Origin of the sequence: Stenotrophomonas sp. T8, assembly GCF_051853085.1 — a bacterium.
GTDB lineage: Bacteria > Pseudomonadota > Gammaproteobacteria > Xanthomonadales > Xanthomonadaceae > Stenotrophomonas > Stenotrophomonas sepilia.
This window is the reverse complement of record NZ_CP195329.1, coordinates 1,789,831-1,813,146: the sequence shown is the minus strand read 5'-3', so window position 1 is coordinate 1,813,146 and position 23,316 is coordinate 1,789,831. Positions and strand designations below refer to the sequence as shown.

At 66.1% G+C, this 23,316-nt stretch carries 20 protein-coding genes; 14 read left to right on the top strand and 6 right to left on the bottom strand.

Annotation, left to right across the window (positions count from 1 at the left end):
* Nucleotides 1-80: 80 nt before the first annotated feature.
* Together ACSDHM_RS08540 and ACSDHM_RS08535 are read right to left on the bottom strand one after the other, a co-directional pair.
* Nucleotides 81-2,024 carry a DUF3857 domain-containing protein gene (locus ACSDHM_RS08540; RefSeq protein ID WP_353080005.1) on the bottom strand — a complete coding sequence of 648 codons (1,944 nt, stop codon included), beginning with the start codon at nt 2,022-2,024 and terminating at the stop codon, nt 81-83.
* Between the two features lie 39 nt (nt 2,025-2,063).
* Entirely contained in the window at nt 2,064-4,424 is a 2,361-nt protein-coding gene (locus ACSDHM_RS08535) for a DNA translocase FtsK (protein ID WP_072166984.1), read from the bottom strand.
* A 233-nt stretch (nt 4,425-4,657) separates the two neighbouring features.
* Here ACSDHM_RS08535 and trxB point away from each other — a divergent pair, with 233 nt between their 5' ends.
* Nucleotides 4,658-5,629 (top strand): thioredoxin-disulfide reductase, encoded by a 972-nt coding sequence (gene trxB / locus ACSDHM_RS08530; protein WP_005416486.1) that lies wholly within the window; start codon nt 4,658-4,660, stop codon nt 5,627-5,629.
* A 119-nt stretch (nt 5,630-5,748) separates the two neighbouring features.
* On the opposite strand, the gene ACSDHM_RS08525 is transcribed toward trxB, so the two are convergent.
* On the bottom strand, nt 5,749-7,257 hold the full coding sequence (locus ACSDHM_RS08525) for an N-acetylmuramoyl-L-alanine amidase family protein (RefSeq protein ID WP_353080006.1): 1,509 nt from the start codon (nt 7,255-7,257) through the stop codon (nt 5,749-5,751).
* Nucleotides 7,258-7,448: 191 nt separating this feature from the next.
* Here ACSDHM_RS08525 and ACSDHM_RS08520 point away from each other — a divergent pair, with 191 nt between their 5' ends.
* From ACSDHM_RS08520 to ACSDHM_RS08505, 4 genes are all read left to right on the top strand, one after another.
* Nucleotides 7,449-8,573, top strand: coding sequence for a GNAT family N-acetyltransferase (locus ACSDHM_RS08520; protein ID WP_343648263.1), 1,125 nt, complete (start codon nt 7,449-7,451; stop codon nt 8,571-8,573).
* 65 nt (nt 8,574-8,638) lie between these two features.
* Nucleotides 8,639-9,379 carry a leucyl/phenylalanyl-tRNA--protein transferase gene (gene aat, locus ACSDHM_RS08515; protein WP_088497515.1) on the top strand — a complete coding sequence of 247 codons (741 nt, stop codon included), beginning with the start codon at nt 8,639-8,641 and terminating at the stop codon, nt 9,377-9,379.
* An 86-nt stretch (nt 9,380-9,465) separates the two neighbouring features.
* Entirely contained in the window at nt 9,466-9,684 is a 219-nt protein-coding gene (gene infA, locus ACSDHM_RS08510) for a translation initiation factor IF-1 (protein WP_005409596.1), read from the top strand.
* A gap of 204 nt (nt 9,685-9,888) precedes the next feature.
* Entirely contained in the window at nt 9,889-10,275 is a 387-nt protein-coding gene (locus ACSDHM_RS08505) for a hypothetical protein (protein WP_072166981.1), read from the top strand.
* A gap of 73 nt (nt 10,276-10,348) precedes the next feature.
* Here ACSDHM_RS08505 and clpA read toward each other — a convergent pair whose 3' ends face one another.
* Nucleotides 10,349-12,634 carry an ATP-dependent Clp protease ATP-binding subunit ClpA gene (gene clpA, locus ACSDHM_RS08500; RefSeq protein ID WP_061478688.1) on the bottom strand — a complete coding sequence of 762 codons (2,286 nt, stop codon included), beginning with the start codon at nt 12,632-12,634 and terminating at the stop codon, nt 10,349-10,351.
* A 138-nt stretch (nt 12,635-12,772) separates the two neighbouring features.
* Between clpA and ACSDHM_RS08495 the strand changes: the two genes are divergently transcribed.
* A complete protein-coding gene (locus ACSDHM_RS08495) occupies nt 12,773-13,585 on the top strand; it encodes an APH(6) family putative aminoglycoside O-phosphotransferase (RefSeq protein WP_072166980.1) in 813 nt (270 codons plus the stop codon).
* Between the two features lie 175 nt (nt 13,586-13,760).
* Here the strand turns inward: ACSDHM_RS08495 and clpS are convergent, their stop codons facing one another.
* A complete protein-coding gene (clpS, locus tag ACSDHM_RS08490; RefSeq protein ID WP_005416477.1) occupies nt 13,761-14,087 on the bottom strand; it encodes an ATP-dependent Clp protease adapter ClpS in 327 nt (108 codons plus the stop codon).
* A gap of 112 nt (nt 14,088-14,199) precedes the next feature.
* On the opposite strand from clpS, the gene ACSDHM_RS08485 reads away from it, so the two are divergent.
* From ACSDHM_RS08485 to ACSDHM_RS08450, 8 genes are all read left to right on the top strand, one after another.
* A complete protein-coding gene (locus tag ACSDHM_RS08485; RefSeq protein WP_005416476.1) occupies nt 14,200-14,673 on the top strand; it encodes a hypothetical protein in 474 nt (157 codons plus the stop codon).
* 1 nt (nt 14,674) lies between these two features.
* Nucleotides 14,675-15,136, top strand: a complete 462-nt coding sequence (locus ACSDHM_RS08480; protein ID WP_439426858.1) for an NUDIX hydrolase — start codon at nt 14,675-14,677, stop codon at nt 15,134-15,136.
* Nucleotides 15,133-16,260: a tRNA 2-thiouridine(34) synthase MnmA gene (mnmA, locus tag ACSDHM_RS08475; RefSeq protein ID WP_188241058.1), complete on the top strand. Its 1,128-nt coding sequence runs from the start codon at nt 15,133-15,135 to the stop codon at nt 16,258-16,260. The genes ACSDHM_RS08480 and mnmA overlap by 4 nt, the downstream gene beginning before the upstream one ends.
* 12 nt (nt 16,261-16,272) lie before the next feature.
* The gene (gene hflD, locus ACSDHM_RS08470) at nt 16,273-16,887 is read left to right on the top strand and encodes a high frequency lysogenization protein HflD (protein ID WP_049412377.1); all 615 of its coding nucleotides are present in this window, start codon (nt 16,273-16,275) and stop codon (nt 16,885-16,887) included.
* Nucleotides 16,888-17,049: 162 nt separating this feature from the next.
* Nucleotides 17,050-18,240, top strand: a complete 1,191-nt coding sequence (locus ACSDHM_RS08465; RefSeq protein WP_088497504.1) for a methyl-accepting chemotaxis protein — start codon at nt 17,050-17,052, stop codon at nt 18,238-18,240.
* A 98-nt stretch (nt 18,241-18,338) separates the two neighbouring features.
* On the top strand, nt 18,339-18,554 hold the full coding sequence (locus tag ACSDHM_RS08460; RefSeq protein WP_088497505.1) for a hypothetical protein: 216 nt from the start codon (nt 18,339-18,341) through the stop codon (nt 18,552-18,554).
* 67 nt (nt 18,555-18,621) lie between these two features.
* Nucleotides 18,622-19,128, top strand: a complete 507-nt coding sequence (locus ACSDHM_RS08455) for a hypothetical protein (RefSeq protein WP_439426857.1) — start codon at nt 18,622-18,624, stop codon at nt 19,126-19,128.
* Nucleotides 19,129-19,182: 54 nt separating this feature from the next.
* On the top strand, nt 19,183-20,358 hold the full coding sequence (locus ACSDHM_RS08450; RefSeq protein WP_353762412.1) for a GAD-like domain-containing protein: 1,176 nt from the start codon (nt 19,183-19,185) through the stop codon (nt 20,356-20,358).
* Between the two features lie 185 nt (nt 20,359-20,543).
* Here the strand turns inward: ACSDHM_RS08450 and ACSDHM_RS08445 are convergent, their stop codons facing one another.
* Nucleotides 20,544-23,303, bottom strand: coding sequence for a bifunctional diguanylate cyclase/phosphodiesterase (locus ACSDHM_RS08445; protein WP_088497508.1), 2,760 nt, complete (start codon nt 23,301-23,303; stop codon nt 20,544-20,546).
* Nucleotides 23,304-23,316: the final 13 nt, after the last annotated feature.

The window sequence follows — 23,316 nt, the reverse complement described above, 5'->3', positions numbered from 1 at the left end:
AGGTGGTTGCCAGTGTGCCCGGAGAAAGATGAATGGCCGATCAGGGCGACATTATGCCGCCCTGAACGTCCATCGGCGATTCAGCCGCCAGATGCCGGCAACTTGCCGTACAGCACCTGGCCGCGGAAGCCGCGACGCACTTCGCGGTACAGCGCGCGGAACGCGGGGTAGTCCTGCGGCTGGCACAGCGCCTCCGGCCCACGCACCGCGTTCTGCTGCAAGCGGTGGTGCACGATCACCTCCTGGCCCTCGCGGCTCCAGTCCACCCGGTATTCGCCAGCGGCATTGGTAAAGCGCTGGCTGGCCGGAATGGCGATGATCGGCGCATTGGCCGGGAACTGCAGGCGATAGGTTTCCTCGCGCAGGCTGGCATTGCAGTAGAACGGCGTCTCGTTGGCCGGCGCCGAGGCGGTGGCGTACAAGCCACGTACCGACTCGCCGCCCGGCGGATCCGGCACGGCCATGCCGCCGGCCACGCTGAAGTCGGCGTAGTCCTCGGCCTGGAAGGCCATGCGGTAGCCGAACGGCCGGGTCAGGTCGACCGGTACGCCCTGGATCTGCAGCTGCCCTCGCCCATCGAACCCTGAGGCGGCCATGATCTGCTCCTCAGCGCGCGCACGGTTCTGCGCGTTGAGCTGTGAGAACTGCGCGCGCATGCCGATCTCGGCGTTCTCGCCCAGCTTCGGAATCGTTTCGCCGCGCAGGTTGCCGTTGGCGTCGAAGGTGAACCGCACTTCCATCGAGGTGGCGTTACGCTCCGGCGTGTTGGCCGGGGTGCGCGCCAGCGTGGCGTCACGGGTACGCATCACCGGCGCACCCAGGTCACCTTCCGGCAGCTGCCCGAAGCGTGCCCACGCGGTGGTCGAATCCAGGTAAAGATCAAACTCGGGGATATAGGTGATGGCGTGGTTGAAGCGGCCCAGCACCGGAATCTTCGGCAGCGTCGGGCCGCCCCCCGCACCGATCAGCACCGGCGAGCTGGCGATACCCTTGGCCGCCAGCAGCGCCTCGAGGATCGTCACGTGGTCCTTGCAGTCACCATAGTGATTGTCGAGGATGCTCTGCGCGCTGTTCGGCTCCAGGCCACCGTTGCCCAGGTACACCGCCACATAGCGGATGTTCTGCGCGACCCAGCGATACAGCGCATCAGCCTGTTCGCGGCGGTCGCTGATGCCGGCGGTGATCTCATCAGCGAGCGCCTGCAGCGCCGGGGTCACCTGGGCCGCCGGGCCCGCCTTGAGCTGGTAGGCGCGCCCCATCTGCGACCAGTCACGATACGTGCTGGCCATGATGTTCGGGCCGAACTCCCAGCCCGCCGCCGACCAGTTCTGCGCCGGCATCGCCTCGCGGCGCTGGTAGCGCCAGCGCCATTGCGCCTGGCCATTCTTCACGGTCGGCCGGTCACTGCCCTGCACGCCGCGGCTGTCGACGAACATCGGCAGGTTGGCCGGCGCACTCAGGGTGACCTCGGCGTCCTCGTACTCGGTGAAGACGTTGAAGGTCTCCCACAGGCCGAAATAGCCCGGGAAGTACGGCGTGGCCTGGGTGCGGCGCACCTGGTAGTACAGGCGCGTGCCCGGGGCCAGGTTCGGGAACACGATCACCCGCACCTTGCGGTCGGCATACATCGCCGCCGAAGCGCTGGAGTAGCTCTCCTGCGTGTAGATACGGTCGGCCGGAACGTCGCGGCGCTGGCCTTCGGCAGTGATGGTGTAGGCGCCGAGCACTTCCAGCGTTTCCATCTTCTCGCTGTAGCTCAGCCGCACCTGGCTGAACTGCTCGACGGAGGCCTTGGTCTTGAGCAGGACTTCGTAGGTTTCGGTCTGCACATTGCCCGCATCGGGCCGCACCTGGTAGTCGGCGCGGTAACGGACAATGCTGAAATTATTGCTGGCTTCGGTATCGCCGCTGGTGGATGGCGGCGCCGTGGCGGGCGCGGAGGTGGCGGTTTCTGCCAGTGCCGGGCCGGCAGCCATCAGGGCTGCCAGCGCCAGCGCCAGCGCGCTTGGTACGGGGTGAAGCATGCGTCGGTTCCTTGGACGTCGTGGGGGATACGTCGGGTCTTACCTCGGCGGGGGCGGTGCCAGCACCGTGCGGTCGCCGTTGTGCTCGGGCGGGCTGACCACGCCGGCCGCTTCCATGGCCTCGATCAGTCGCGCTGCACGGTTGTAGCCGATCTTCAGCCGGCGCTGCACGCCGGAAATCGAGGCACGGCGGGTCTCGGTGACCACCCGCAGTGCTTCGTCATACAACGGGTCGGACTCGTCGCCAGCGGAGCTGTTCTCGGGCAGGCCGGTGGCGCCGACGACCACGCCGTCGCCCATCGTCTGCACTTCGTCCAGCACGCCGTCGACATAGTCGGCCGGGCCCATCGCCTTGAGGTGCTCGACCACGCGGTGCACTTCGTCGTCGGACACGAACGCACCATGCACGCGCTCGGGCAGCGCAGTACCCGGCGGCAGATACAGCATGTCGCCGTGGCCGAGCAGGGTCTCCGCGCCGGACTGGTCGAGGATGGTGCGCGAGTCGATCTTGGAGCTGACCTGGAAGGCGATGCGGGTCGGGATGTTGGCCTTGATCAGGCCGGTGATCACATCCACCGACGGGCGCTGCGTGGCCAGGATCAGGTGGATGCCAGCCGCACGCGCCTTCTGTGCCAGGCGCGCGATCAGCTCTTCCACCTTCTTGCCGACGATCATCATCATGTCGGCGAATTCGTCGATGAAGATGACGATGAACGGCAGCGTTTCCAGCGGACGCGGCGCCTCGCCCAGCTCCGGGTTCGGCTTGAACAGCGGATCCATCAGCGGCTGGCCGGCGTCCTGGGCTTCCTTCACCTTCTTGTTGAAGCCAGCCAGGTTGCGCACACCCACCGCGCTCATCAGCTTGTAGCGGCGCTCCATCTCGGCCACGCACCAGCGCAGGCCGTTGGCGGCCTCCTTCATGTCGGTAACCACCGGCGCCAGCAGGTGCGGAATGCCCTGGTAGACGCTCAGCTCGAGCATCTTCGGGTCGATCATCAGCATCCGCAGGTCTTTCGGCGAGGCCTTGAACAGCAGGCTCAACACCATCGCGTTGACCGCCACCGACTTGCCCGAACCGGTCGTACCGGCCACCAGCAGGTGCGGCATGCGCGCCAGGTCGGCCACGGTCGGGCGGCCGGCGATGTCCTTGCCCAGCGCCAGGGTCAGCACGCTGGCCGATTTGTCATATTCCTTCGAGCGCAGCAGCTCGGACAGGAAGATCATCTCGCGGGTGACGTTGGGAATTTCCAGGCCGATGACCGACTTGCCCGGGATGACGTCGACCACGCGCACCGACTTCACCGACAGGCCGCGCGCGATGTCCTTGTCCAGCGAACTGATCTGGCTGACCTTGATGCCCGGTGCCGGCTCGATCTCGAAGCGGGTGATGACCGGGCCAGGGTTGGCGCCGACCACCTGCGCATCGATGCGGAAGTCCTTCAGCTTGAACTCGATCTGCCGCGACAGCGTTTCCAGCGTTTCTTCGTCGTAGCCCTTCGGCTGCGGCTTGGGATCATCCAGCAGCGCCAGCGGCGGCAGGTCGGAACCATCGCCGTTGACGCCACGGAACATCGGAATCTGGGTATCGCGCTTGGCACGATCACTCTTCTCGATCACCGGCTCAGGGCGCGGTTCGATCTTTACCGGCTCGCGCTTGGCGCGCACTTCGGCGTCGGCCTTGCGCACTTCCTGGCGCTCCTCGCGCATCACCCGGGTCTGCTTCCACTCGGTGACTTCTTCCTTCTTGCGTTCCAGCAACGGCGCCAGCGACATCACGCCACGGCCGATCTTCTCCATCACCGTGAACCAGGACAGCCCGGTGGCCAGGGTGATCGAGGCCAGCAGCAATACCAGCACGAACAGGTTCGCCCCCAGCGCGCCGAAGCCCACCGTGAGCGAATTACCCACCAGCTTGCCGAGGATGCCGCCGGCACTGGCGACATCGCCACTGAACAGGCGCACATGCAGGAAGCCGGTGCCGGCGATCAGGAAACCGACCAGGCCGACCAGGCGCAGCGCCGGGTCCAGATCGTTCTCGCCCTTGCTCTCGCGCTTGAGGCCGAACATGGCGATCCACGCCAGTGCGCCGAGCACCACCGGCAGCAGGAAAGCGATGTAGCCGAACAGCTGCAGCAGCACGTCGGCAATCCAGGCCCCGGCGCGGCCACCCAGGTTGTGCACCGGCGCGACCACGCTGCCGGTATGCGACCAGCCCGGATCCGTGGCTGAATAGGTGAACAGACTGGCCGCCAGGTACAGCAGGGCCGGCGCGATGGCGATCAGGCCCAGATCGCGCCAGAGGCGCTGGCGGCGTGGATTGTCGGTCGTCGCCGCCGCGGCCGTGCGACGTGACGCCTTGCTGTCGTCGGACTTGGAGCGTTCGGGGACCTGCTTCGCCACCTTAGACCATACCTTTGGAATGCGCTGTTAGTGATTGATAATAAATGAGACGGCGTCAGTTTTCAGTTATGCGACGCCCGACAGGGCAATCCGAGGCCCGGAACCACCGTTGGATGACGGCGTTCTGTTCATCGGCTTGAATCGCCCTGCCCCAGCCGCCACTCTATGACCTGCCTTGGATGCTGCGCAAACATCGCCAGCGCCTTGTCCCATCTACCTTTTCGCGAGTTTACATGAGCACCAGCCTGCCCTCCCGCCACCAGCGCCTCGTCATCCTCGGTTCCGGACCGGCCGGCTGGACCGCCGCCGTCTACGCCGCCCGTGCCAACCTGAAGCCGGTCGTCATCACCGGCCTGCAGCAGGGTGGCCAGCTGATGACCACCACCGAGGTGGACAACTGGCCGGGTGACGCCCACGGCCTGATGGGCCCGGACCTGATGGCGCGCATGCAGGCGCACGCCGAGCGCTTCGAAACCGAGGTCATCTTCGACCATATCCACACCGCCGACCTGTCGCAGCGCCCGTTCAAGCTGATCGGCGACAGCCACGAGTACACCTGCGACGCGCTGATCATCGCCACTGGCGCCACCGCCAAGTACCTGGGCATCCCGACCGAAGAGACCTTCAAGGGCCGCGGCGTCTCCGCCTGCGCCACCTGTGACGGCTTCTTCTACCGCGACCAGGACGTGGTCGTGGTCGGCGGCGGCAATACCGCCGTGGAAGAGGCGCTGTACCTGTCCAACATCGCCCGCAAGGTCTACCTGGTCCACCGCCGCGACACCCTGAAGGCGGAAAAGATCATGCAGGACAAGCTGTTCAGGAAGGTGGCCGAAGGCAAGATCGAGACCGTCTGGCACCACCAGGTGGAGGAAGTGCTGGGCAACGATGCCGGCGTGACTGGCGTGCGCGTAAAGTCCACCTTGGACGGCAGCACCCGCGACATCGACGCCCACGGCTTCTTCGTGGCCATCGGCCACCATCCGAACACGACCCTGTTCGACGGCCAGCTGGCGATGAACAACGGCTACCTGGAAATCCGCTCGGGCCTGGGCGGCAACGCCACCCAGACCTCGGTGGAAGGCGTGTTCGCCGCCGGCGACGTGGCCGACCAGCACTACCGCCAGGCGATCACCTCGGCCGGCTTCGGCTGCATGGCCGCGCTGGACGCCGAGCGCTACCTGGACGCGCAGGGGAAGGCCAGCTGAAGCGCTGGTTATGCTCTGTAGAGTCGAGCCATGCTCGACTCAGGCAAGGCCGACGCGAAAGCGTCGGCCTTTGTGCTTTCAGTAGTGCCAGGCCATGCCTGGCAGACCGAAGCCTGCCCTCACGCCCGTACGCACGCCTGCGAGAACTCGACCGGTGCCGTGGCAACGCCATCCGCGTCGCGCAGTACAGCAATCCAGCGCGCGACACCCGGGTCTGGGCCATTGCAGGCGAGATTGATGGTCAGCGGTTTGGCAGGGTCATCGAACGTCGTCGCCGATGGCGTGCACGCGCCTTCCTCCGAACAGGACGCCAGCGAGAGCTCAACCGACACCGGATACTGGGGATTCCCGGCATATCCAAGTTCAATGTCCCGGGCCGCTTGGATCGGCACGTCGGTATCCGGCACCGGATGCAATGCCAGGGGCTCGCAGGTCTTTCCTGATACCCACAGGCGATAGCCCTTCTCCACCCCTTTCATCGACGCCGAGCGGAAGACGGGGTCCTGCAGCGCCTTGGCATCATCCGGATTCGTGTGAAACGCCGTCTCTACGATGATCGATGGCATGTGCGCCTCTCGGTTCTCCCCCTTGTTCAGCGCGTGCGGAGCGGGAGCCACGGTGAATGCCGCATACTCAGGTAGCGAGTGAATCAGCTCCTTCATCGAGCACAGGACACTCTCTGCAAGAGCAGCATCCATCGGCCTACCAGGTTGCACGATCACACGAGTACCGCGCGCGGCCCCCGAGGGTTCTCCATTGCTGTGCAGATGAATCGCCACCTCAGCTCCGTGGTGGTTTGCGAGAAGCGGCCGACTGTTGATGTCTTCACGCTCCTCCCGATCCCAAAGCGTACTGCCTGCGTACGTGTTCCATATCTTTGTCTCGGCCGGATACTGCTCGGCAATCGCGTAGCGCGCAGCTATGGTCCACCACTCCTCACCACTCGGAGGATGAGTCGTTCCCGTGATCTGAACGCGCGGGCGGATGACAGGCATTTGACTCCTTTGCTCGATCATCGCCTTCAGGTCCGCGGCGTACGACGGAGTCAACAGCCCCTCCGAGACGCCATTCCATTCATCCCTTGAGGTCACCCACCGGTTGTCCTTGTAGCTGTAGAAATACCCATGCCCGGCTGCGACAAACGCCATCCCGGACCCAGGCGTTCCACGCGTCCGCCGCAGCGCTTCCCCCGCTTCCCGCGCCGCATCGTCCGCAGCCTTTATCTCAGGAAAGTAGTATTCGATCTCTTTCCCGTCATACAGAAAAACGACACGACTGAACGGAGCCGCCTGCTCGGCCCAATGCAGTAGTCCAAAACTGATCTCGCTTCGCTGATCCTCGAACGACGGCCCGTAATCGGCAGGAAGGAAGACCCGATCCAGCGCCACGGTCACTACACCGTTGGCGATATCTGCTGATACCTCAACCCGGCGACTGCGCGCCTGGCCATCTACAAGACGAACGCTCTCCAGAATGTCGCGCGCCTTCTGGGTCAAGAGGATGTCGAGCCCAGTGTCCTGCTCCACCGCACGAGGAGCGTCAACGGCCTGCGCGGGGCTGATCAACAGTCCGCCGCCCACAAGAGACAGCAGAACAGAAAGGGATCCAAGGCGAAGCTTCTGGTTCATTTTGGCTACTCCATGCAAAGAGTGAATGCACCGCTCCAGCGGCGCAGCTCACTCTGTCCTTTCGAATTCAGGCATTCCGCAACCCAGCGCACACGGATGGACAATTCAAACTTTCCTCATCCCCAACCGGAACAAACCAACCCAGCCCCGCCAGCACCGTTCGCGATCCACCTGGCCTATCCTTGCCAACCATGCCCTCCGCCCGCTTCCTCGACTCCCTGCAGTCCATTCCCGCCACCGACTGGGACGCCCTGCACGACGGCCAGAATCCGTTCGTCAGCCACGCCTTCCTCTCAGGCCTGGAACAGCACGGCTGCCTGCGCGAGGACTGGGGCTGGCAACCCCGGCACTTCACGCTTTGGGAGGGCGAGCGCCTGATCGGCGCCATTCCGGGCTACCTGAAGACCAACTCCCACGGCGAATTCGTGTTCGACCATGCCTGGGCCAACGCCTATGCCCGGCATGGCCGCGACTACTACCCGAAATGGCTGGGCGCGGTGCCGTACTCGCCGGTCACCGGGCCGCGCCTGCTGGCCCGTCACGATTCAGAGCGCACCACGCTGCTGTCGGCGTTGCGCGACGCACTGCCAGCACTGGAGGTGTCATCGGCCCATATCAACTTCCACACCGCAGTGGACGAGGCCCTGTTCGGCGATGACTGGCTGCTGCGCGAGGACGTGCAGTTCCAGTGGCAGAACCCGGGTGACTGGGCGACATTCGAGCAGTTCCTCGGTGCGATGAACCACAAGCATCGGAAGAACATCCGCCAGGAACGGGCCAAGGTCACCCGCCAGGGCATCAGCTTCCGCGTGGTACACGGCGATGAAGCCGGCCGCGCCGACCTGCAGGCGATGTACCGCTTCTACCTGCAGACCTTCCTTGAGTACGGCAATGCCCCGGCGCTGACCGAGGCCTTCCTGCGCCATCTGGCCATTTCATTGGGACGCGGGCTGGTGCTGTTCCTGGCCGAGCAGGAAGGCCAGCCGATTGCCGGCGCACTTTGCCTGCGCGGTGGTGACACGCTGTACGGTCGCTACTGGGGCGGCGCCACATTGCCCGGCCTGCATTTCGAAGCCTGCTACTACCAGGGCATCGAATACTGCCTGCGCGAAGGCCTGAGCCGTTTCGAGCCGGGCGCCCAGGGCGAGCACAAACTGGCGCGCGGCTTCCTGCCAGCACTGGTGCGCAGTCGGCATTGGGTGGCCGACGCGGATTTCGCCGAGGCGTTGCAGGAGTGGTGCCGGCAGGAGCGGCGCGATGTGCGGCGGTACCGGCAGGAGCTGCTGGGGCACAGCCCATTTCGCGCGGACGGGTGACCAGCCAACCAGGGTTGGCATCTACCGCGGCATTCGCGCGGGGCCGCGACGACTACAATGCCGGCATGACCCGTCAGCTGCCCTGGCGCCTGGCCGATGCGCCGGACGCGCCCTTCCCTCCGGCCGAGACCGCCCTGCGCCAGCCCGACGGCCTGCTCGCGGTGGGTGGCGATCTGCATCCAGCGCGCCTGCTCAACGCCTACGCCGGCGGCATCTTTCCGTGGTTCAGCGAGGGCGAGCCGATCCTGTGGTGGTCGCCTGATCCGCGCATGGTGTTCCGCACCGATGGCGTGCACCTGTCCAGCCGCTTCCGCCGCCAGCTGCGCGGTAGCACGTGGGAGGTCACCGCCGACACCGCCTTCAGCCAGGTGATGCGCGCCTGTGCGGCGGCACCTCGGCCCGGCCAGGACGGCACCTGGATCAGCCCGGCGATGGTCGAGGCCTACAGCCAGTTGCACGATCTCGGCTTCGCCCATTCGTTCGAAGTCTGGGACCGTCAGTCGCTGGTCGGCGGCATCTACGGAGTGGCCATCGGGTCGATGTTCTTCGGCGAGAGCATGTTCAGCGGCGCCAGCGGGGGTTCCAAGATCGCGCTGGCGGCACTGGCGTCCACGATTCACGGCTGGGGCTGGGAGCTGATCGACGCCCAGGTGGAAAATCCGCACCTGCTGCGGATGGGCGCCGAACACCTGCCGCGCTCGGAATTCCTGCAGCACGTGCGCCAGGCCGTGCGCCATGACGGCCGTGAAGGCTCGTGGACACAGGCCGTCGGACGCTTGCCAGCCCGGCATTTGGCCGGCGGTTAACACAAACTTTGCAAGCTGGGCCGGTCACGCGTAAAATACCGCGCCTTAGGCCCAGCGTGGCCGTTTTCTGAACCGCACAGGACTACATGTCGAAAGACGATTCCATCGAGTTCGAGGGCACCGTCAGCGAGACGCTGCCGAACACCACTTTCCGCGTTCGTCTGGAAAATGGGCACGAAATCATCGCCCACATCTCCGGCCGCATGCGCAAGAACTACATCCGCATCCTCACCGGTGACCGGGTCAAGGTTGAAATGACCCCGTACGACCTGACCAAGGGTCGTATCACCTACCGCATGAAGTAAGCGGTCGGCGCGCTGCGCCACTTCGACAAGGCCAGCCCTGGTTGCTGGCCTTTTGTCATGCCTGCAATCCGGCCCTGCCGGAGGTCATCGTGACCGAACTCACCGTGACGTCGGTCAGCCCTGCTTGCGGCAGATTCGCATCTGCATCCGTAGCAGCATCGTGGGACCCGGTCCAGTCCGGACCGCCACCCCCCCTGCCCTGCCATGAACATGCTCCCGCTGACCGCTCTGCTCGTCGCCCTTGCCGTGTCCGCCAGCGCGCTGCCTGCGCACGCCGCCGATGCCCCCGCTGCGGCGAACGCCGCTGACTGCATCCAACTGGGCAGCGACCAGCAACTGGTGCGCGCCGGCGCCTCGCGCAACATCCTGCTGCGCAATGGCCAGGACCACTACCTCGTGCATTTCCAGGACGACTGCTCGGCGGCAGGCTACTCGCGGAAACTGAGCTTCGCCACGGACGGCCAGCAGGGCCTGCTGTGCGCTGCCGGCCGCAGCCAGCTGAACACCGATTCCAGCCGCTGCATCGTGTCGCAGATCGAACCAGTTGACGAGGCAACCTTCAAGAAGAAAGCCCGCCAGCGCAGCCGCTGACGTCGCGTACAACAAGGGCGGCCGAAGCCGCCCTTGTCATTTCAGGTCCGCCGAAACCGGCCGGGGGGTCAGTTCATTCCACGGTGACCGGCAGCAGGCGCTCCGGTTCGGCCTGGGTTTCGACCACCAGCTCGTCGTCGCGCACATCGATGCTCACCTTGCCGCCGTTGACCAGCTTGCCGAACAGCAGCTCGTCGGCCAGCGGACGCTTGATCCTGTCCTGGATCACGCGGGCCATCGGACGCGCCCCCATCAGCGGGTCGAAGCCGTGGTGGGCCAGCCAGTCGCGCGCGGTTGGCGTGGCCGAAAGGCTGACGTGCTTGTCCTGCAGCAGCATCTCCAGCTCGATCAGGAACTTGTCGACCACGCGCAGGATGTGCTCGAAGCCCAGCGCCTGGAACTGCACCACCGCATCGAGGCGGTTGCGGAATTCCGGGGTGAAGCTGCGGCGGATGGTCTCCATCGCGTCGGTGGCGTGGTCCTGCTTGGTGAAGCCGATCGAGCGCCGCGAGGCCTGCGCCGCGCCGGCATTGGTGGTCATCACCAGCACCACGTTCTTGAAGTTGGCCTCACGACCGTTGGTATCGGTCAGCACGCCGCGGTCCATCACCTGCAACAGGATGTTGAAGATGTCCGGGTGCGCCTTCTCGATTTCGTCCAGCAGCAGCACGCAGTGCGGCGTCTTGACGATCTTCTCGGTCAGCAGGCCACCCTGGTCGAAGCCGACGTAGCCCGGAGGGGCACCGATCAGGCGGCTGATCGAATGCGGCTCCATGTACTCGGACATGTCGAAGCGGACCAGCTCGATGCCCAGCTGCAGCGCCAGCTGCTTGGTCACCTCGGTCTTGCCGACACCGGTCGGGCCGGCGAACAGGAAGTTGCCGATCGGCTTCTCCGGGTTGCCCAGGCCCGAGCGGGCCAGCTTGATTGCCGAGGACAGCGTCTCGATGGCCGGATCCTGCCCGAAGATCACCATCTTCAGGTTGCGCTCCAGGTGCTGCAGCACATCCTTGTCGGTGGCACTGACCTGCTTGGTCGGGATGCGCGCCATCTTGGCGACGATCGCCTCCACTTCCTCGACGTCGATCAGCTCCTTGCGCTGGCCTTCCGGCAGCAGGCGCTGGCGGGCACCGGCCTCGTCGATCACGTCGATGGCCTTGTCCGGCAGCAGGCGGTCGCCGATGTGCTTCACCGACAGGTCCACCGCAGCCTGCAGCGCTTCATCCGAATAGGTCACGCTGTGGTGCAGCTCGTACTTGGACTTCAGGCCCTGCAGGATCTCGTAGGTCTCGCCCACGGTAGGCTCGACGATATCGATCTTCTGGAAGCGGCGGGCCAGTGCCCGGTCCTTCTCGAAGATGCCGCGGTATTCCTGGAAAGTGGTCGAACCGATGCAGCGCAGCTCGCCGGAGGCCAGCGCCGGCTTGATCAGGTTGGACGCATCCATGGTGCCGCCCGACGCCGAGCCGGCGCCGATGATGGTGTGGATCTCGTCGATGAACAGCACTGCGTTGGGCACCTTCTTCAGCGCGGTCAACACACCCTTCAGCCGCTTCTCGAAGTCGCCGCGGTACTTGGTGCCGGCCACCAGCGCACCCAGGTCGAGCGAGTAGATCACCGCGTCGGCCAGCACGTCGGGTACCGAGCCCTCGACGATGCGGCGGGCCAGGCCCTCGGCGATGGCGGTCTTGCCCACGCCGGCCTCGCCCACGTACAGCGGGTTGTTCTTGCGGCGGCGGCACAGGACCTGGATGGTGCGCTCGATCTCGTCGCCACGACCGACCAGGGGATCGATGCGGCCGGACCGGGCCTGTTCGTTGAGGTTGCTGGCGAATTCGGTCAGGGCATCGCCCTTCGGCTCGCCCTCCCCGCCTTCCATGCGGCCCTCGCCGTCGGAGGAGGAGGACGGCTGCTCGCCTTCCTCGCCCAGCTTGGCGATGCCGTGGGACAGGTAATTGACCACATCCAGCCGGGTCACGTCCTGCTGGTTGAGGTAGTAGACGGCGTGGGAGTCCTTTTCGCCGAAGATGGCGACCAGCACGTTGGCGCCGGTGACCTCCTTCTTGCCCGAGGACTGCACGTGGTACACGGCCCGCTGCAGCACCCGCTGGAAGCCCAGGGTCGGCTGGGTGTCACGGCCGTCATCTTCGGCCAGGCGTGACACCGAGGCCTCGATGGCCTGCTCCAGCTCCTGGCGCAGGCGTTCGGCGTCGGCACCACAGGCTTTCAGGACGGCCTGGGCGGACGGGTTGTCGAGCAGTGCCAACAGCAGGTGTTCGACCGTCATGAACTCATGCCGGGCCTCACGGGCGCGCTTGTAGCACTGGCCGATGGTGTGTTCGAGGTCTTTGCTGAACATGGATTACTCCGGCGGCAGATGGGAACAATATGCGGCCTGACTACGCGATTTCCATCACCCTAGCGGATTGCTGCGTTCAGATGGCGTTAGCACTGCAGAACGCTTGATCTTCGTTCACTCCAGAAGACCTCAACCGGCATGAGCGAACCCTACCTGAGCCGCTGGCGATTGCGGCGTGATGGCCCGGCCATCGAAACACCTCACGCCCGGCTCTGGCCGGTGCTGACCGCTGCCGGCGAGCCGGCGATGCTGAAGATCAGCAGCGAAGCGGAGGAGCAGAACAGCCATCGCCTGCTGCGCTGGTGGGACGGCGATGGCGCTGCCCGCCTGCTGGCCCACGCCGGGCCGGCGATCCTGATCGAACGTGCCGGCGGCGACTCGCTGCGGCAACGCTCGATCGAGGGCGACGATGAGGCCTGCACCACGATCCTGTGCCAGGTCCTGCAACGGCTGCACCGGCCACGGAGCGCGCCGCCAGCGGAACTGGTCTGCCTGCGTACATGGTTCGCCGATCTGCTGCAGCCAAGGGCCGCGCTGCCGCCACTGCTGGAACAGTGCAGATCACTGGCGGAGGGGCTGCTGCGTGACGAACAGGAGATCCGGCCGCTGCACGGCGACCTGCACCACGACAACGTGCTGGATTTCGGCGCGCGCGGCTGGCTGGCGATCGACCCGAAGCGGCTGCTGGGCGACCGTGCGTTCGATTACACGACGCTGTTCAGCAACCCGGATCTCTGCGGCCCGGGCATCCACGTTGCGACGCGGCCCGAGCGGTTTGCCGCACGGCTGGAACAGGTCACTGCGCTGGCCGGCCTGGAACGTACGCGCCTGCTGCGCTGGATCGCGGCGAGTGCGGGGCTGTCGGCGGTATGGTTCAGGGATGATGGCGACCCTGCCGAGGTCGACGAGGCCGTGGCGCGGATGGCGCTGGAGGCGCTGGCGGCGGGGTGATCTCGACCTGTAGAGCCGAGCCCATGCTCGACTGTGCTTCCGGGAATGCGGAACATCTGAACGAAAAGCAGCCGAGCGCAGCCTCGGCTCCGCAGGCCTCTGCTTCGGTAGGTGCCCGCCTTGGTGGGCACACTGGGTCCGGGATCGTTGTGCCCGGACGAGAATCGCCAGCCGGTCAGGCCTTTTCCATCGTGCACAGCAGCGGATGCTGGTTCATCCGCGAGTACTCGTTGACCTGGGCAACCTTGGTCTCCGCCACTTCACGGGTGAAGACACCGCAGACGCCGCGGCCGCGGGTGTGGACGTGCAGCATCACCTGGGTGGCCTTGTCCAGGTCCATGCTGAAGAACTGCTGCAGCACATCCACCACGAAATCCATCGGGGTGTAGTCGTCGTTGAGCAGCATCACCTGGTAGAACGGTGGCGGCGCCACTTCCGGGCGCGCGGGCTCTACGGCAACGCCGTGCTCGTGCTGGGAATCGGGGGAGGACTCATGGGGCATCCGTCCATTATAGGGGCTCGGGCAGGCCTGCGTCGGCCCGCCGCAGATTGGACGGCACGCACGCCCACCGTCACAATTGCATCCTCTCCCAACACTGTTTCACAGGATCTTCATGAAAAGGACCCTTCTTCCCGCCCTGCTGATCGCGCTGGCCGCTGCCGGCTCTGCCACTGCCGCAACCAGCGCCGACAAGTCCGTGGCCCGCCACCTGGACAAGCTGGGCTATACCTACGAAGTCGACGAGGATGGCGACTACCGCATGGTCTTCGACGTCGAGGGTGACCGCACCCAGATGGTCTACGTGCGCTCGGCGGTGGAGGATTTCGGCAGCCACAACATCCGCGAGATCTGGTCGCCGGCCTACAACGCCAAGACCAAGCAGTTCCCGGTGGCCGTGGCCAACCGCCTGCTGGAAGATTCGCAGGACGCCAAGATGGGCGGCTGGGTGAAGCAGGACACCACCGCCATGTTCGTGGTCAAGATCGACGCCGATGCCACCCCGGACCAGCTCAGCGACGCCATCGATGCGGCCATCCGCACCGCCGACGCGATGGAGCTGGAGCTGACCAAGAAGGACGAGTTCTGAGTTGAACGCCACGCCGGACCCGCGCTGGGCACCGCACGCCACCGTCGCCACGGTAGTGGTTGACGGCGGCCGCGTGCTGCTGGTCGAAGAGACCATTGAAGGCCGCCAGGTGCTGAACCAGCCGGCCGGCCACCTCGAGCCAGGCGAAAGCCTGGCCGAGGCAGCCCTGCGCGAGACCCGGGAGGAAACCGGCTGGACCGTGCAGCTGACCCATTTCATCGGCTGCTACCAGTGGACTGCCGGCGACGGCATCGCCTTCCTGCGCTTCTGCTACGCAGCGCGCCCGGTCTCGCACGACCCGGCCCAACCGCTGGATACCGGCATCGACCGCGCGCTGTGGCTGACCCCGGCCGAGCTGCAGGCTGCCGGTGAGCGCCAGCGCAGCCCGCTGGTCTGGCAGGTGGTGGCGGATTACCTGGGTGGCCAGCGCCATCCGCTTTCGCTGGTCCGGGAGGTCGCATGAGCACGCCGCGCGTGATGGTGGGCGTCTCGGGTGGTGTCGACTCTTCGGTCGCCGCCTGGCGCCTGGTCCAGCAGGGCGAGGCCGTGGCCGGCCTGTTCATGCAGAACTGGGCCGACGACGGCAGCGGTGACTGCCGCGCCGAGGATGACCGCCGCGATGCGGTCGCCGTATGCGGCCTGCTCGGTATCCCGTTCCACTTCCGGGACTTTTCCAGTGAGTACTGGCAGGGCGTGTTCGAGCACTTCCTGGCCGAATACGCCGCTGGCCGCACGCCGAACCCGGACGTGCTGTGCAACCGCGAGGTGAAGTTCAAGCATTTCCTGGATGCCGCCCGCGAGCTGGGCGCCGAGCGCATCGCCACCGGCCACTACGCGCGGGTGACCCAGCGCGGCCACCAGTGGCTGCTGCTGCGCGGCGCCGACCGTTCCAAGGACCAGAGCTACTTCCTGCACCAGCTGGGCCAGGAGCAGCTGGCGGCCACCCTGTTCCCGATCGGCGACCTGGAGAAGACCGACCTGCGCCGGATTGCGCGCGACGTCGGCCTGCCGACCCATGCCAAGAAGGACTCCACCGGCATCTGCTTCATCGGCGAGCGGGATTTCCGCGAGTTCCTCGGCCGCTACCTGCCGGCCAGGCCCGGCCAGATCCTCGACCCGGCCGACGGCAGCGTGATCGCCGAACATCCGGGCGTGTTCTATTTCACCCTGGGCCAGCGCGAGGGCCTGAACATCGGCGGCGTACGCGGCCGCCCGGCCGCACCGTGGTACGTGGTCGGCAAGGATGTGGCCAACAACGTGCTGTACGTCGACCAGGACCGCGACAGCCCATGGATGCTGTCCGAGCGCCTGCGCTCGGAGCCGGCGCATTGGATCGCGGGCTCGCCACCCGCGCGGCGCTTCGAATGCACCGCCCAGACCCGCTACCGACAGCCCGATGAGCCGTGTACGGTCAACGTGCTGGACGATGGCAGCGTGCTGGTCACCTTCGCGCGCCCGCAGCGCGCCGTTACCCCCGGTCAATCGCTGGTGCTGTATGACGGTGATGTGTGCCTGGGTGGCGCGGTGATCGCCGCCACCGATGCGCCGCTGGAACAGCGCCTGCGCACCACCCCCTCCCCCTTTTGAGGTAATCGCTGCATGAGTTTCACTGTCGACGACCGCGTCCTGGCCCTGGCCGGCATTGCCCAGGCCCTGCAGCAGGTACGCCGCATCGCCGATACCGGCCATTCCGACGCCGCCGCCGTGCGCACCGCCGTGGACAGCGTGTTCCGTGTCGATGCGTCCTCGCCGCAGGCGGTGTTCGGTGACCGCCATGCACTGAAGGCCGGGCTGCGCCTGCTGCACAACTACTTCCGCAACCAGGGCCAGGATCCGATCCTGCCGAAGCTGGCGCTGTCGGTGCTGCAGCTGGAGCGCCGCTTCGTTCAGGATGGCGCCACCGTGAACAAGGTTGCTTCGGGCATCGAGCGTGCCCAGCGCCAGGCCACCGAACTGGGCGACAGCGGCCACCCGGATGTGCTGGCCAGCCTGGGAAGCCTGTACGCGGACACCATCAGCCACCTCAAGCCGCGGGTGATGGTGCAGGGCAACCCGCACTACCTGGGCCAGGCCGGCGTGGTGGCCGAGATCCGTGCCCTGCTGTTGGCGGCGGTGCGCTCGGCAGTGCTGTGGCGCCAGCTGGGCGGCAGCTACTGGGACTTCCTGTTCGGGCGAAAGGCGATGATCGAGGCCGTGGACCGCCTGCTGGCCTGAGGGTGTGGGGTCAGAGCCCTTTCCCATGGAAAAGGGATCCGACCCCGAGACCGCACAGGCGCCGGAAATCCGGCGCATTCAGAATGCACTTCCAGGCACATCGACGTTAAAGAGAAAGGGGGTACGGCCGATACATCCTCCGTGCACCTCCCGAGAACGTCCATGTACTCACGCATTTTCATCCGTCTGGCCGCCCCCCTGGCTCTGACCCTGCTGCTCCCCTTCGCCATCGGATTCGAATGGCCGGCCGCCCTGCGATGGGCGATCCTGACCACGATGACGCTGAGCTGGCTCGGCTTTGCGTGGTGGACCACCCGCGCTCAGGCACACCGTTCCCCGGAACACGCCCGTGTCCTGCGTGAGCAGGACCAGCTGCTGACCGAACTGCGCAATTTCGTCGGCAACGAGATCGAGGGTTCGCGCGGCGAAGTGGAACGCGCCCGTGACCTGATCCGCCAGGCGGTCTCCAGCCTCGGTGGCAGCTTCGATGCGATGAACCGCAAGTCGCGCCAGCAGAGCCAGGCCCTGTCGCGTATCGTCGACCGCGCCGGCGATGAAGGCAATGCCGGCCTCGACGTTGCCCGTTTCGCCCAGCACGCCAGCCACCGCATGGAACAGCTGGTGGAAGCGCTGGAACAGGTGAGCGGCCAGAGCAGCACCACCGTGCAGCACATCGACCAGATGGCGCAGCACCTGGATGGCATCTTCGCGCTGCTGGAAGACGTCAAGTCGATCGCCGACCAGACCAACCTGCTGGCGCTGAACGCCGCCATCGAAGCGGCCCGTGCCGGTGAGGCCGGTCGTGGCTTCGCCGTGGTCGCTGACGAAGTGCGCAACCTGTCCGAGCGCTCGACCACCTTCAACGAGCAGATCCGCAAGCTGGCGCACAGCTCCAAGGACGCCATCGCCAAGGTGCGCGAGACGGTCTCGCACATGGCCTCGCGTGACATGGACCGCTCCCGCGAAGCGCGCCAGGAAGCGGCGGCAATGCTCGACAACGTCGCGCAGATCAATGCCTCGCTCGGCGACGGCATGCGCGAAGTGTCCGAGTGCGCCCGTGCGATCGATGGCAGCGTGGCCGAAGCCGTGCGCGCCCTGCAGTTCGAAGACATCGCCACCCAGGCGCTGGGCGGCGTGCACACCCACCTGGACCGCCTGACCGCGATCAACCGCGAAGCGGTGGCCCTGCAGGAGCTGCTGCACCGCAATGGCGGCGTGTTCGACGAAGAGATCGCCAGCGCCCTGCAGCGCACCGGCAACCGCCTGCGCGAGCTGCGCAGCGAATGGGAACGCCCGCCGCACAAGCCCGTCGCCCAGCAGAGCATGGGCGCCGGCACCGTCGAGCTGTTCTGATCCTGATGTCCGCTGCCCTCGCCGGCAGCCCGCAAGGCCCCGGTTCGTCCGGGGCCTTTGCCTGTGACCCGCCGTTGGATGCACCCTGTACGCACACCATGACCCTGATCCACGCCCTGCCCGCCCTCACCGACACCGAGCGCCCGCGCAACGCGAGCGTGCGTGAGCAGCTGCAGCAGCTGGAAGATGTCGCCCGCGAAGAGATCCGCGAACTGCAGCAGCTGGCGGACGCGCGCCCGGCCCCATCGCGGGTGGACGAGGCGCTGCTGGGCCTGGCGTGGGATCTGGGGTTGGATGGGGAAGCGCTGAAGTAGATCCACGCCATGCGTGGGTGTCGTGTCCCGCATGGCATGATGCTCCGGTCCCGTTCATGGAAGACCGATGGTCATTGCCCTGATCGCAGTGGTCCTGATCGAGACCGTCCTTCTGATGGCCTGGGTGACCGGCTATTTCAGCTGGGGCATCGCCCTGTTCAACGAACGCATCGCGGCATCATCGGCCATGCAGGCCCGGCTCTCGCTGGGCAGCCTGGAGCGTGACCTGCCGCAGGACAAGTGGCTGCGGCTGGCCTTCCATGCGCTGCCCGATGGCAGCATGACGTTCCGCGAGAGCTTCGCGCCGAGCTTCGGCCTGCGCTACTTCCCGGTGATGCGTGGACGCATCGTGCTCAACGCACGGCGGCACGAGGTACGGGTGATCGGCCTGTGCAGCTGGTTCGTGGCGATCCTGTCGCTGCTGCTGTTGCCACTGGTGGCGATGCGTCCGACGGTGGCGCCGATGCTGCTGGTGCTGCCGCTGTTCCTGGCCAGCTATCTGGTCCAGAAGCGCCGCTATGCCGCCATCGTCGAGGCGCTGCGCATGCAGTTGAAGGCGGAATTTTCGAGGTAGATCCACGCCATGCGTGGATGATGCCCCGCGACTCACGATTTTCGGATTGTTTGCATGGATCGTGAGCGCTCGGCCCTTCATCGTAAAGGGCCGATTCCGGTTCAGATCAGCCCGATGACCAGCGCCGCCCTCTGCCTTTCACTCGCTTTGCAGCTCCCGGTTGCTTCAGAACCGCTTGCCGTAGATCCCGACTCCCTGCTCGCCCTTCACCAAGCGCTCCAGTCCTTCGGCGAGTTTCAACAGCCCTACTCCGCACCTGTAGATGTGACCGATCCTGATGCAGGTGTGACCGATGCAACTGTCGAGATCTCCGCCGGGTGTGTGAAGGATGGTCCACAGGTCATCATCCTGGACGCGGATGTAGACGAGGCACCCGAGCGCTATCTGGTGCTGAACGAGCCCTGGCAAAGCCTTTCGGCGGGAACATTGTTGCTCGTCTCTGGAAACACAGCGGCCATCATCTCAACTCAGGAGGCGAACAAGGAAGCCACACAGGCCGAGCGAATGCTGACATTCCTGGATTATCTGCCATTCGACGCCGGGAGGAATGCGTTGGTGGAACCAGGCATCGAAGCGCAGGAATCAAGCTTTGAAACCAGGGCGTTCATGGAGAGCTTCAGTGCGAGCTCCCGGGGCGAGGCGCTCTCCGAGGCGACTCTTGCCGCATGGAAGGGCGTGCTGCCCGACCTGCTGCTGGCGCTGTGGCGACGCGACGGGTTCGCACGCTATCGCGACGACAGGCTCATCTTGGTCGATCCGCACCTGTACTCAGGGGTTGTCGCAGCCTTCCTGCAGGGCACTCCGATGGAGGGTGCTGATCGGTTCCATGCCTATGCGGTGACACCTTTCGGCCAGATGCTCTTGTGTGGAGAGAACACCTCCATGCATATCAGCATCGACCCGCACAGCGGACAGGTTTCGGCGGACTCGGATGTAGCAGCCACTGCCGACGCGACTGAACGCAACTGGAAACTGGAGTTCCTGCTGCACGTCCTGGATGCGCCCGATCTCGATGCCACCGACGATGACGAGCAGCCCCTGTACGCACGCGCACTCGATTTACTGGGCCACCTGGCTCCCAACGAGATCTACAGCTTCTCACCCTCGGTTGTTGAAGGTGGCTGGCAGGCAGCGCACCTGGTCAAGCGGGATCGTCTCGCTGAATTGAAGTCACTCGCCAAGCAGACAGCAGCAAGACGGTCCTTGCGGTCTGATGCTGAAGACAGGTAAACCCGCGCCGTTCATTGCTGGTCGCGATCTCTGGCATCGGCGCCGACCAACGGTCGGCACCCACCGTGGCAGGCTCCGGCACTCGCCACTGCAGGTGCTGCAAGTAGAACCACGCCATGCGTGGATGATCGCGAGGTACATGCATCCGTGCCGACCAACGGTCGGCACCTACCAGCGTCGGGTGGTCAGCGCACCAGCACCGCTTCGCTGCTGGCGTCGGTGCGCATCGGTAACGGACGCTGCTGGCGCAGCCATTGCGCCAGGTCACGCGGGCTGAGCGGGCGCGAGTACAGGTAGCCCTGGATCTCGTCGCAGCCCTGGCGGCGCAGCATGTCCTCTTCCTGGTGCGTTTCCACGCCCTCGGCCACCACCTTCATGCCCAGCGCGTGGCCCAGGTGGACGATGGCCTGGGTCACCTCGGCCGTACCCGAGTCGTGCAGCATGCCCTGCACGAAACTGCGGTCGATCTTCAGGCGCCCCACCGGGAAGCGGTTGAGGTAGTTGAGGTTGGAGAAACCGGTACCGAAGTCGTCCACCGCCAGCGGCACGCCGTGCCGTTCGAGCACGTCGAAGCAGTGGCGCAGGATGTCGGTGTCACGGATCAGCGCCGATTCGGTCAGTTCCAGCTCCAGCCGCTGCGGCGGCCAGCCGTGGGCATGGCAGATGTCGATCACGCGCTCGGCGAAGCCGCGATCACGCAGCTGCACCGCCGACACGTTGACCGCGATGCGGTCGAAATGCAGTCCTGCCCGGTCCCAGGCGGTTGCCTGGCGGCAGGCTTCGTTCAGTACCCAGTCGCCGATGCGCACGATCTCGCCGCATTTCTCGGCGATGGGAATGAACTCGGCCGGGCTGCAATAGCCGATGCCGGGGCGATGCCAGCGCAGCAGTGCTTCGATTGCCGGCGGCTCGCCCTGGTGGGCATGCAGCAGCGGCTGATAGGCCAGGCTGAACTCCTCGCGCTCGATCGCACCGTGCAGCGCGTGCTCAAGCTCCAGCCTGCGCTGGATGCGGGCCAGGGCATCCTGGCTGTAGTACTGGTAGGTGTTGCGTCCGGCTTCCTTGGCCGCGTACATGGCGGCGTCGGCAGCGCGCAGCAGTGAATCGAAATCGGTCTGCGCATCGCCCAGCATCGCGATGCCGACACTGGCACCGACCTTCAGCGTGGTCTCGCCACGGCGCAGCGGCTCGGCCAGCGAGGCAATCAGCTTGCGGGCGACATGTCCCGCATCCTCGGGCTCAGCCAGGTCGCGCAGTACGACGATGAACTCGTCGCCGCTGAAACGGCCAAACAGATCGTTGTTGCGCAGGTTCTGGTGCAGGCGGGTGGCGGCAGCCTTCAGCAGCGCATCACCCGTGGCGTGGCCGAAGCTGTCGTTGATGGTCTTGAAGCCATCCAGGTCGATGAACAGCATCGCCAACGAGGTGCCGCGATCACGCGCCTCCTCGATGGCCTCGGCAGTCTGTTCACCGAGCAGCACGCGATTGGGCAGGCCGGTCAGCAGATCGTAGTGGGCCAGCAGTTCGATGCGCTCGTTGGCCTCGCGCTCGCGGGTGATGTCACGGAACAGGACGACGAAGCGCGGCGGCAGTCCGTCACGACGATCCAGCTCGATCAGCACCTGCACCCAGACACGCAGGCCGGACTGGCGGTAGAAGCACAGGTCCAGCTGCTCGGGCAGGCCGCCGTTGGCGATGCGGGCCAGCGCCGCCTCGAACGCATCGCGCGAGTCTTCGGTATACAGCGCCATCGCCTGGTCGAGGGTGATCGGTTCCTTGCGCAGGCCGTGGATGCGGTAGCACTCCTCGGTCCACTGCATGCTGCGGGTCTGCACTTCGATCTCGCAGCCGCCGATGCGGCCCAGCGCGGAAACCCGGTTCAGCAGTTCCGTGCGCCAGCGGATCAACGCGTCGGTCTGGTGCTGTTCGGTGATGTTCTGCACCTGGCCGAGCAGGCGCTTGGGCTGCCCGTCCATGTCCAGCAGCGGCTGCATCCACAGCCGCAGGTGCTGTGATGGCTCATGGCCGCGGGTCAGCTCCAGCTCGAGATTGGCGGCACGACCATCGCGCCACAGCCGCCGCCATGCCGCACGCAACGCGCCGCGCGAGCGCGGGTGCAGCTGCTTCAGCCAGCGCCGCTGGCCAGGCACGGCGCCGTGCTCCAGCGCCAGCAGCGAGCGCAGCTCCGGCGACCACCAGAAATGCCCGCTGTTGGGGTCGAACGACCAGCTGCCCATGCTGGCGATACGTTGGGCTTCGCTCAGGTGCAGCTGCTGCTCCTGCAGCAGCGATTCGAGCTGCTTCTGCTGTTCGATATCGGTATGCGTGCCGACCATGCGCAGCGGCTGGCCATCGGCGGTGCGCGCGACCACGCGGCCGCGATCCAGCACCCAACGCCACTGGCCATCGGCCTGGCGGAAGCGGAACTGTGCACTGTACTGCTCGCTGCGCCCGCGCAGGTGCTCGTCGAGCGCGGCGCGCACCTGGTCAATGTCCTCGCAGTGCACGCGCGACAGCAGCTCAGTGGCCGTTTCGTCGCCCAGCGCCGGCGTGCGCGCCACCCGGTCACTGGGGATGTCCCAGTCCCACAGGCTGTGGCCGGCGCTGTCCAGTGCAAGTTCCCAGCGCCCGCCCCCGTCGACCGGCACCGGCTCGGGAATGCTCAGGGTGAACGCCAGCAGGTTGCCGGCACCGTCATGCACGGCGCGCAGGTGACCGTCGTAGTGGCCGCGCGGGCCGCCCGGCAGCGTGCAGGGCACGATGCCCCCATCGGCGGCCATCAGGCGCAGATCTTCCAGCATCGGCGCATAGGCAGCCACGGTAGCCGGCAGGCCATGCTCGCGCGCGGCTGGATTGGCCGCCAGCGGGCGCCCGGTACGGTCGACGATGACCAGCGCCGACGCAAGCGGGTGCTGCAGCAGGCTGGCGATGATCCCTTGGTCCACGCGATCTTGCTCC

What these genes read in the sequence shown, in the direction of transcription:
- hflD (WP_049412377.1), top strand. Translation starts at nt 16,273, where the DNA reads ATGAGTTTCACTGTCGACGACCGCGTCCTGGCCCTGGCCGGCATTGCC.
- ACSDHM_RS08460 (WP_088497505.1), top strand. Translation starts at nt 18,339, where the DNA reads ATGACCCTGATCCACGCCCTGCCCGCCCTCACCGACACCGAGCGCCCG.
- ACSDHM_RS08540 (WP_353080005.1), bottom strand. Translation starts at nt 2,024, where the DNA reads ATGCTTCACCCCGTACCAAGCGCGCTGGCGCTGGCGCTGGCAGCCCTG.
- clpA (WP_061478688.1), bottom strand. Translation starts at nt 12,634, where the DNA reads ATGTTCAGCAAAGACCTCGAACACACCATCGGCCAGTGCTACAAGCGC.
- ACSDHM_RS08525 (WP_353080006.1), bottom strand. Translation starts at nt 7,257, where the DNA reads ATGAACCAGAAGCTTCGCCTTGGATCCCTTTCTGTTCTGCTGTCTCTT.
- mnmA (WP_188241058.1), top strand. Translation starts at nt 15,133, where the DNA reads ATGAGCACGCCGCGCGTGATGGTGGGCGTCTCGGGTGGTGTCGACTCT.
- ACSDHM_RS08505 (WP_072166981.1), top strand. Translation starts at nt 9,889, where the DNA reads ATGAACATGCTCCCGCTGACCGCTCTGCTCGTCGCCCTTGCCGTGTCC.
- ACSDHM_RS08520 (WP_343648263.1), top strand. Translation starts at nt 7,449, where the DNA reads ATGCCCTCCGCCCGCTTCCTCGACTCCCTGCAGTCCATTCCCGCCACC.
- trxB (WP_005416486.1), top strand. Translation starts at nt 4,658, where the DNA reads ATGAGCACCAGCCTGCCCTCCCGCCACCAGCGCCTCGTCATCCTCGGT.
- aat (WP_088497515.1), top strand. Translation starts at nt 8,639, where the DNA reads ATGACCCGTCAGCTGCCCTGGCGCCTGGCCGATGCGCCGGACGCGCCC.
- ACSDHM_RS08465 (WP_088497504.1), top strand. Translation starts at nt 17,050, where the DNA reads ATGTACTCACGCATTTTCATCCGTCTGGCCGCCCCCCTGGCTCTGACC.
- ACSDHM_RS08455 (WP_439426857.1), top strand. Translation starts at nt 18,622, where the DNA reads ATGGTCATTGCCCTGATCGCAGTGGTCCTGATCGAGACCGTCCTTCTG.
- clpS (WP_005416477.1), bottom strand. Translation starts at nt 14,087, where the DNA reads ATGCCCCATGAGTCCTCCCCCGATTCCCAGCACGAGCACGGCGTTGCC.
- ACSDHM_RS08485 (WP_005416476.1), top strand. Translation starts at nt 14,200, where the DNA reads ATGAAAAGGACCCTTCTTCCCGCCCTGCTGATCGCGCTGGCCGCTGCC.
- infA (WP_005409596.1), top strand. Translation starts at nt 9,466, where the DNA reads ATGTCGAAAGACGATTCCATCGAGTTCGAGGGCACCGTCAGCGAGACG.
- ACSDHM_RS08495 (WP_072166980.1), top strand. Translation starts at nt 12,773, where the DNA reads ATGAGCGAACCCTACCTGAGCCGCTGGCGATTGCGGCGTGATGGCCCG.
- ACSDHM_RS08450 (WP_353762412.1), top strand. Translation starts at nt 19,183, where the DNA reads ATGGATCGTGAGCGCTCGGCCCTTCATCGTAAAGGGCCGATTCCGGTT.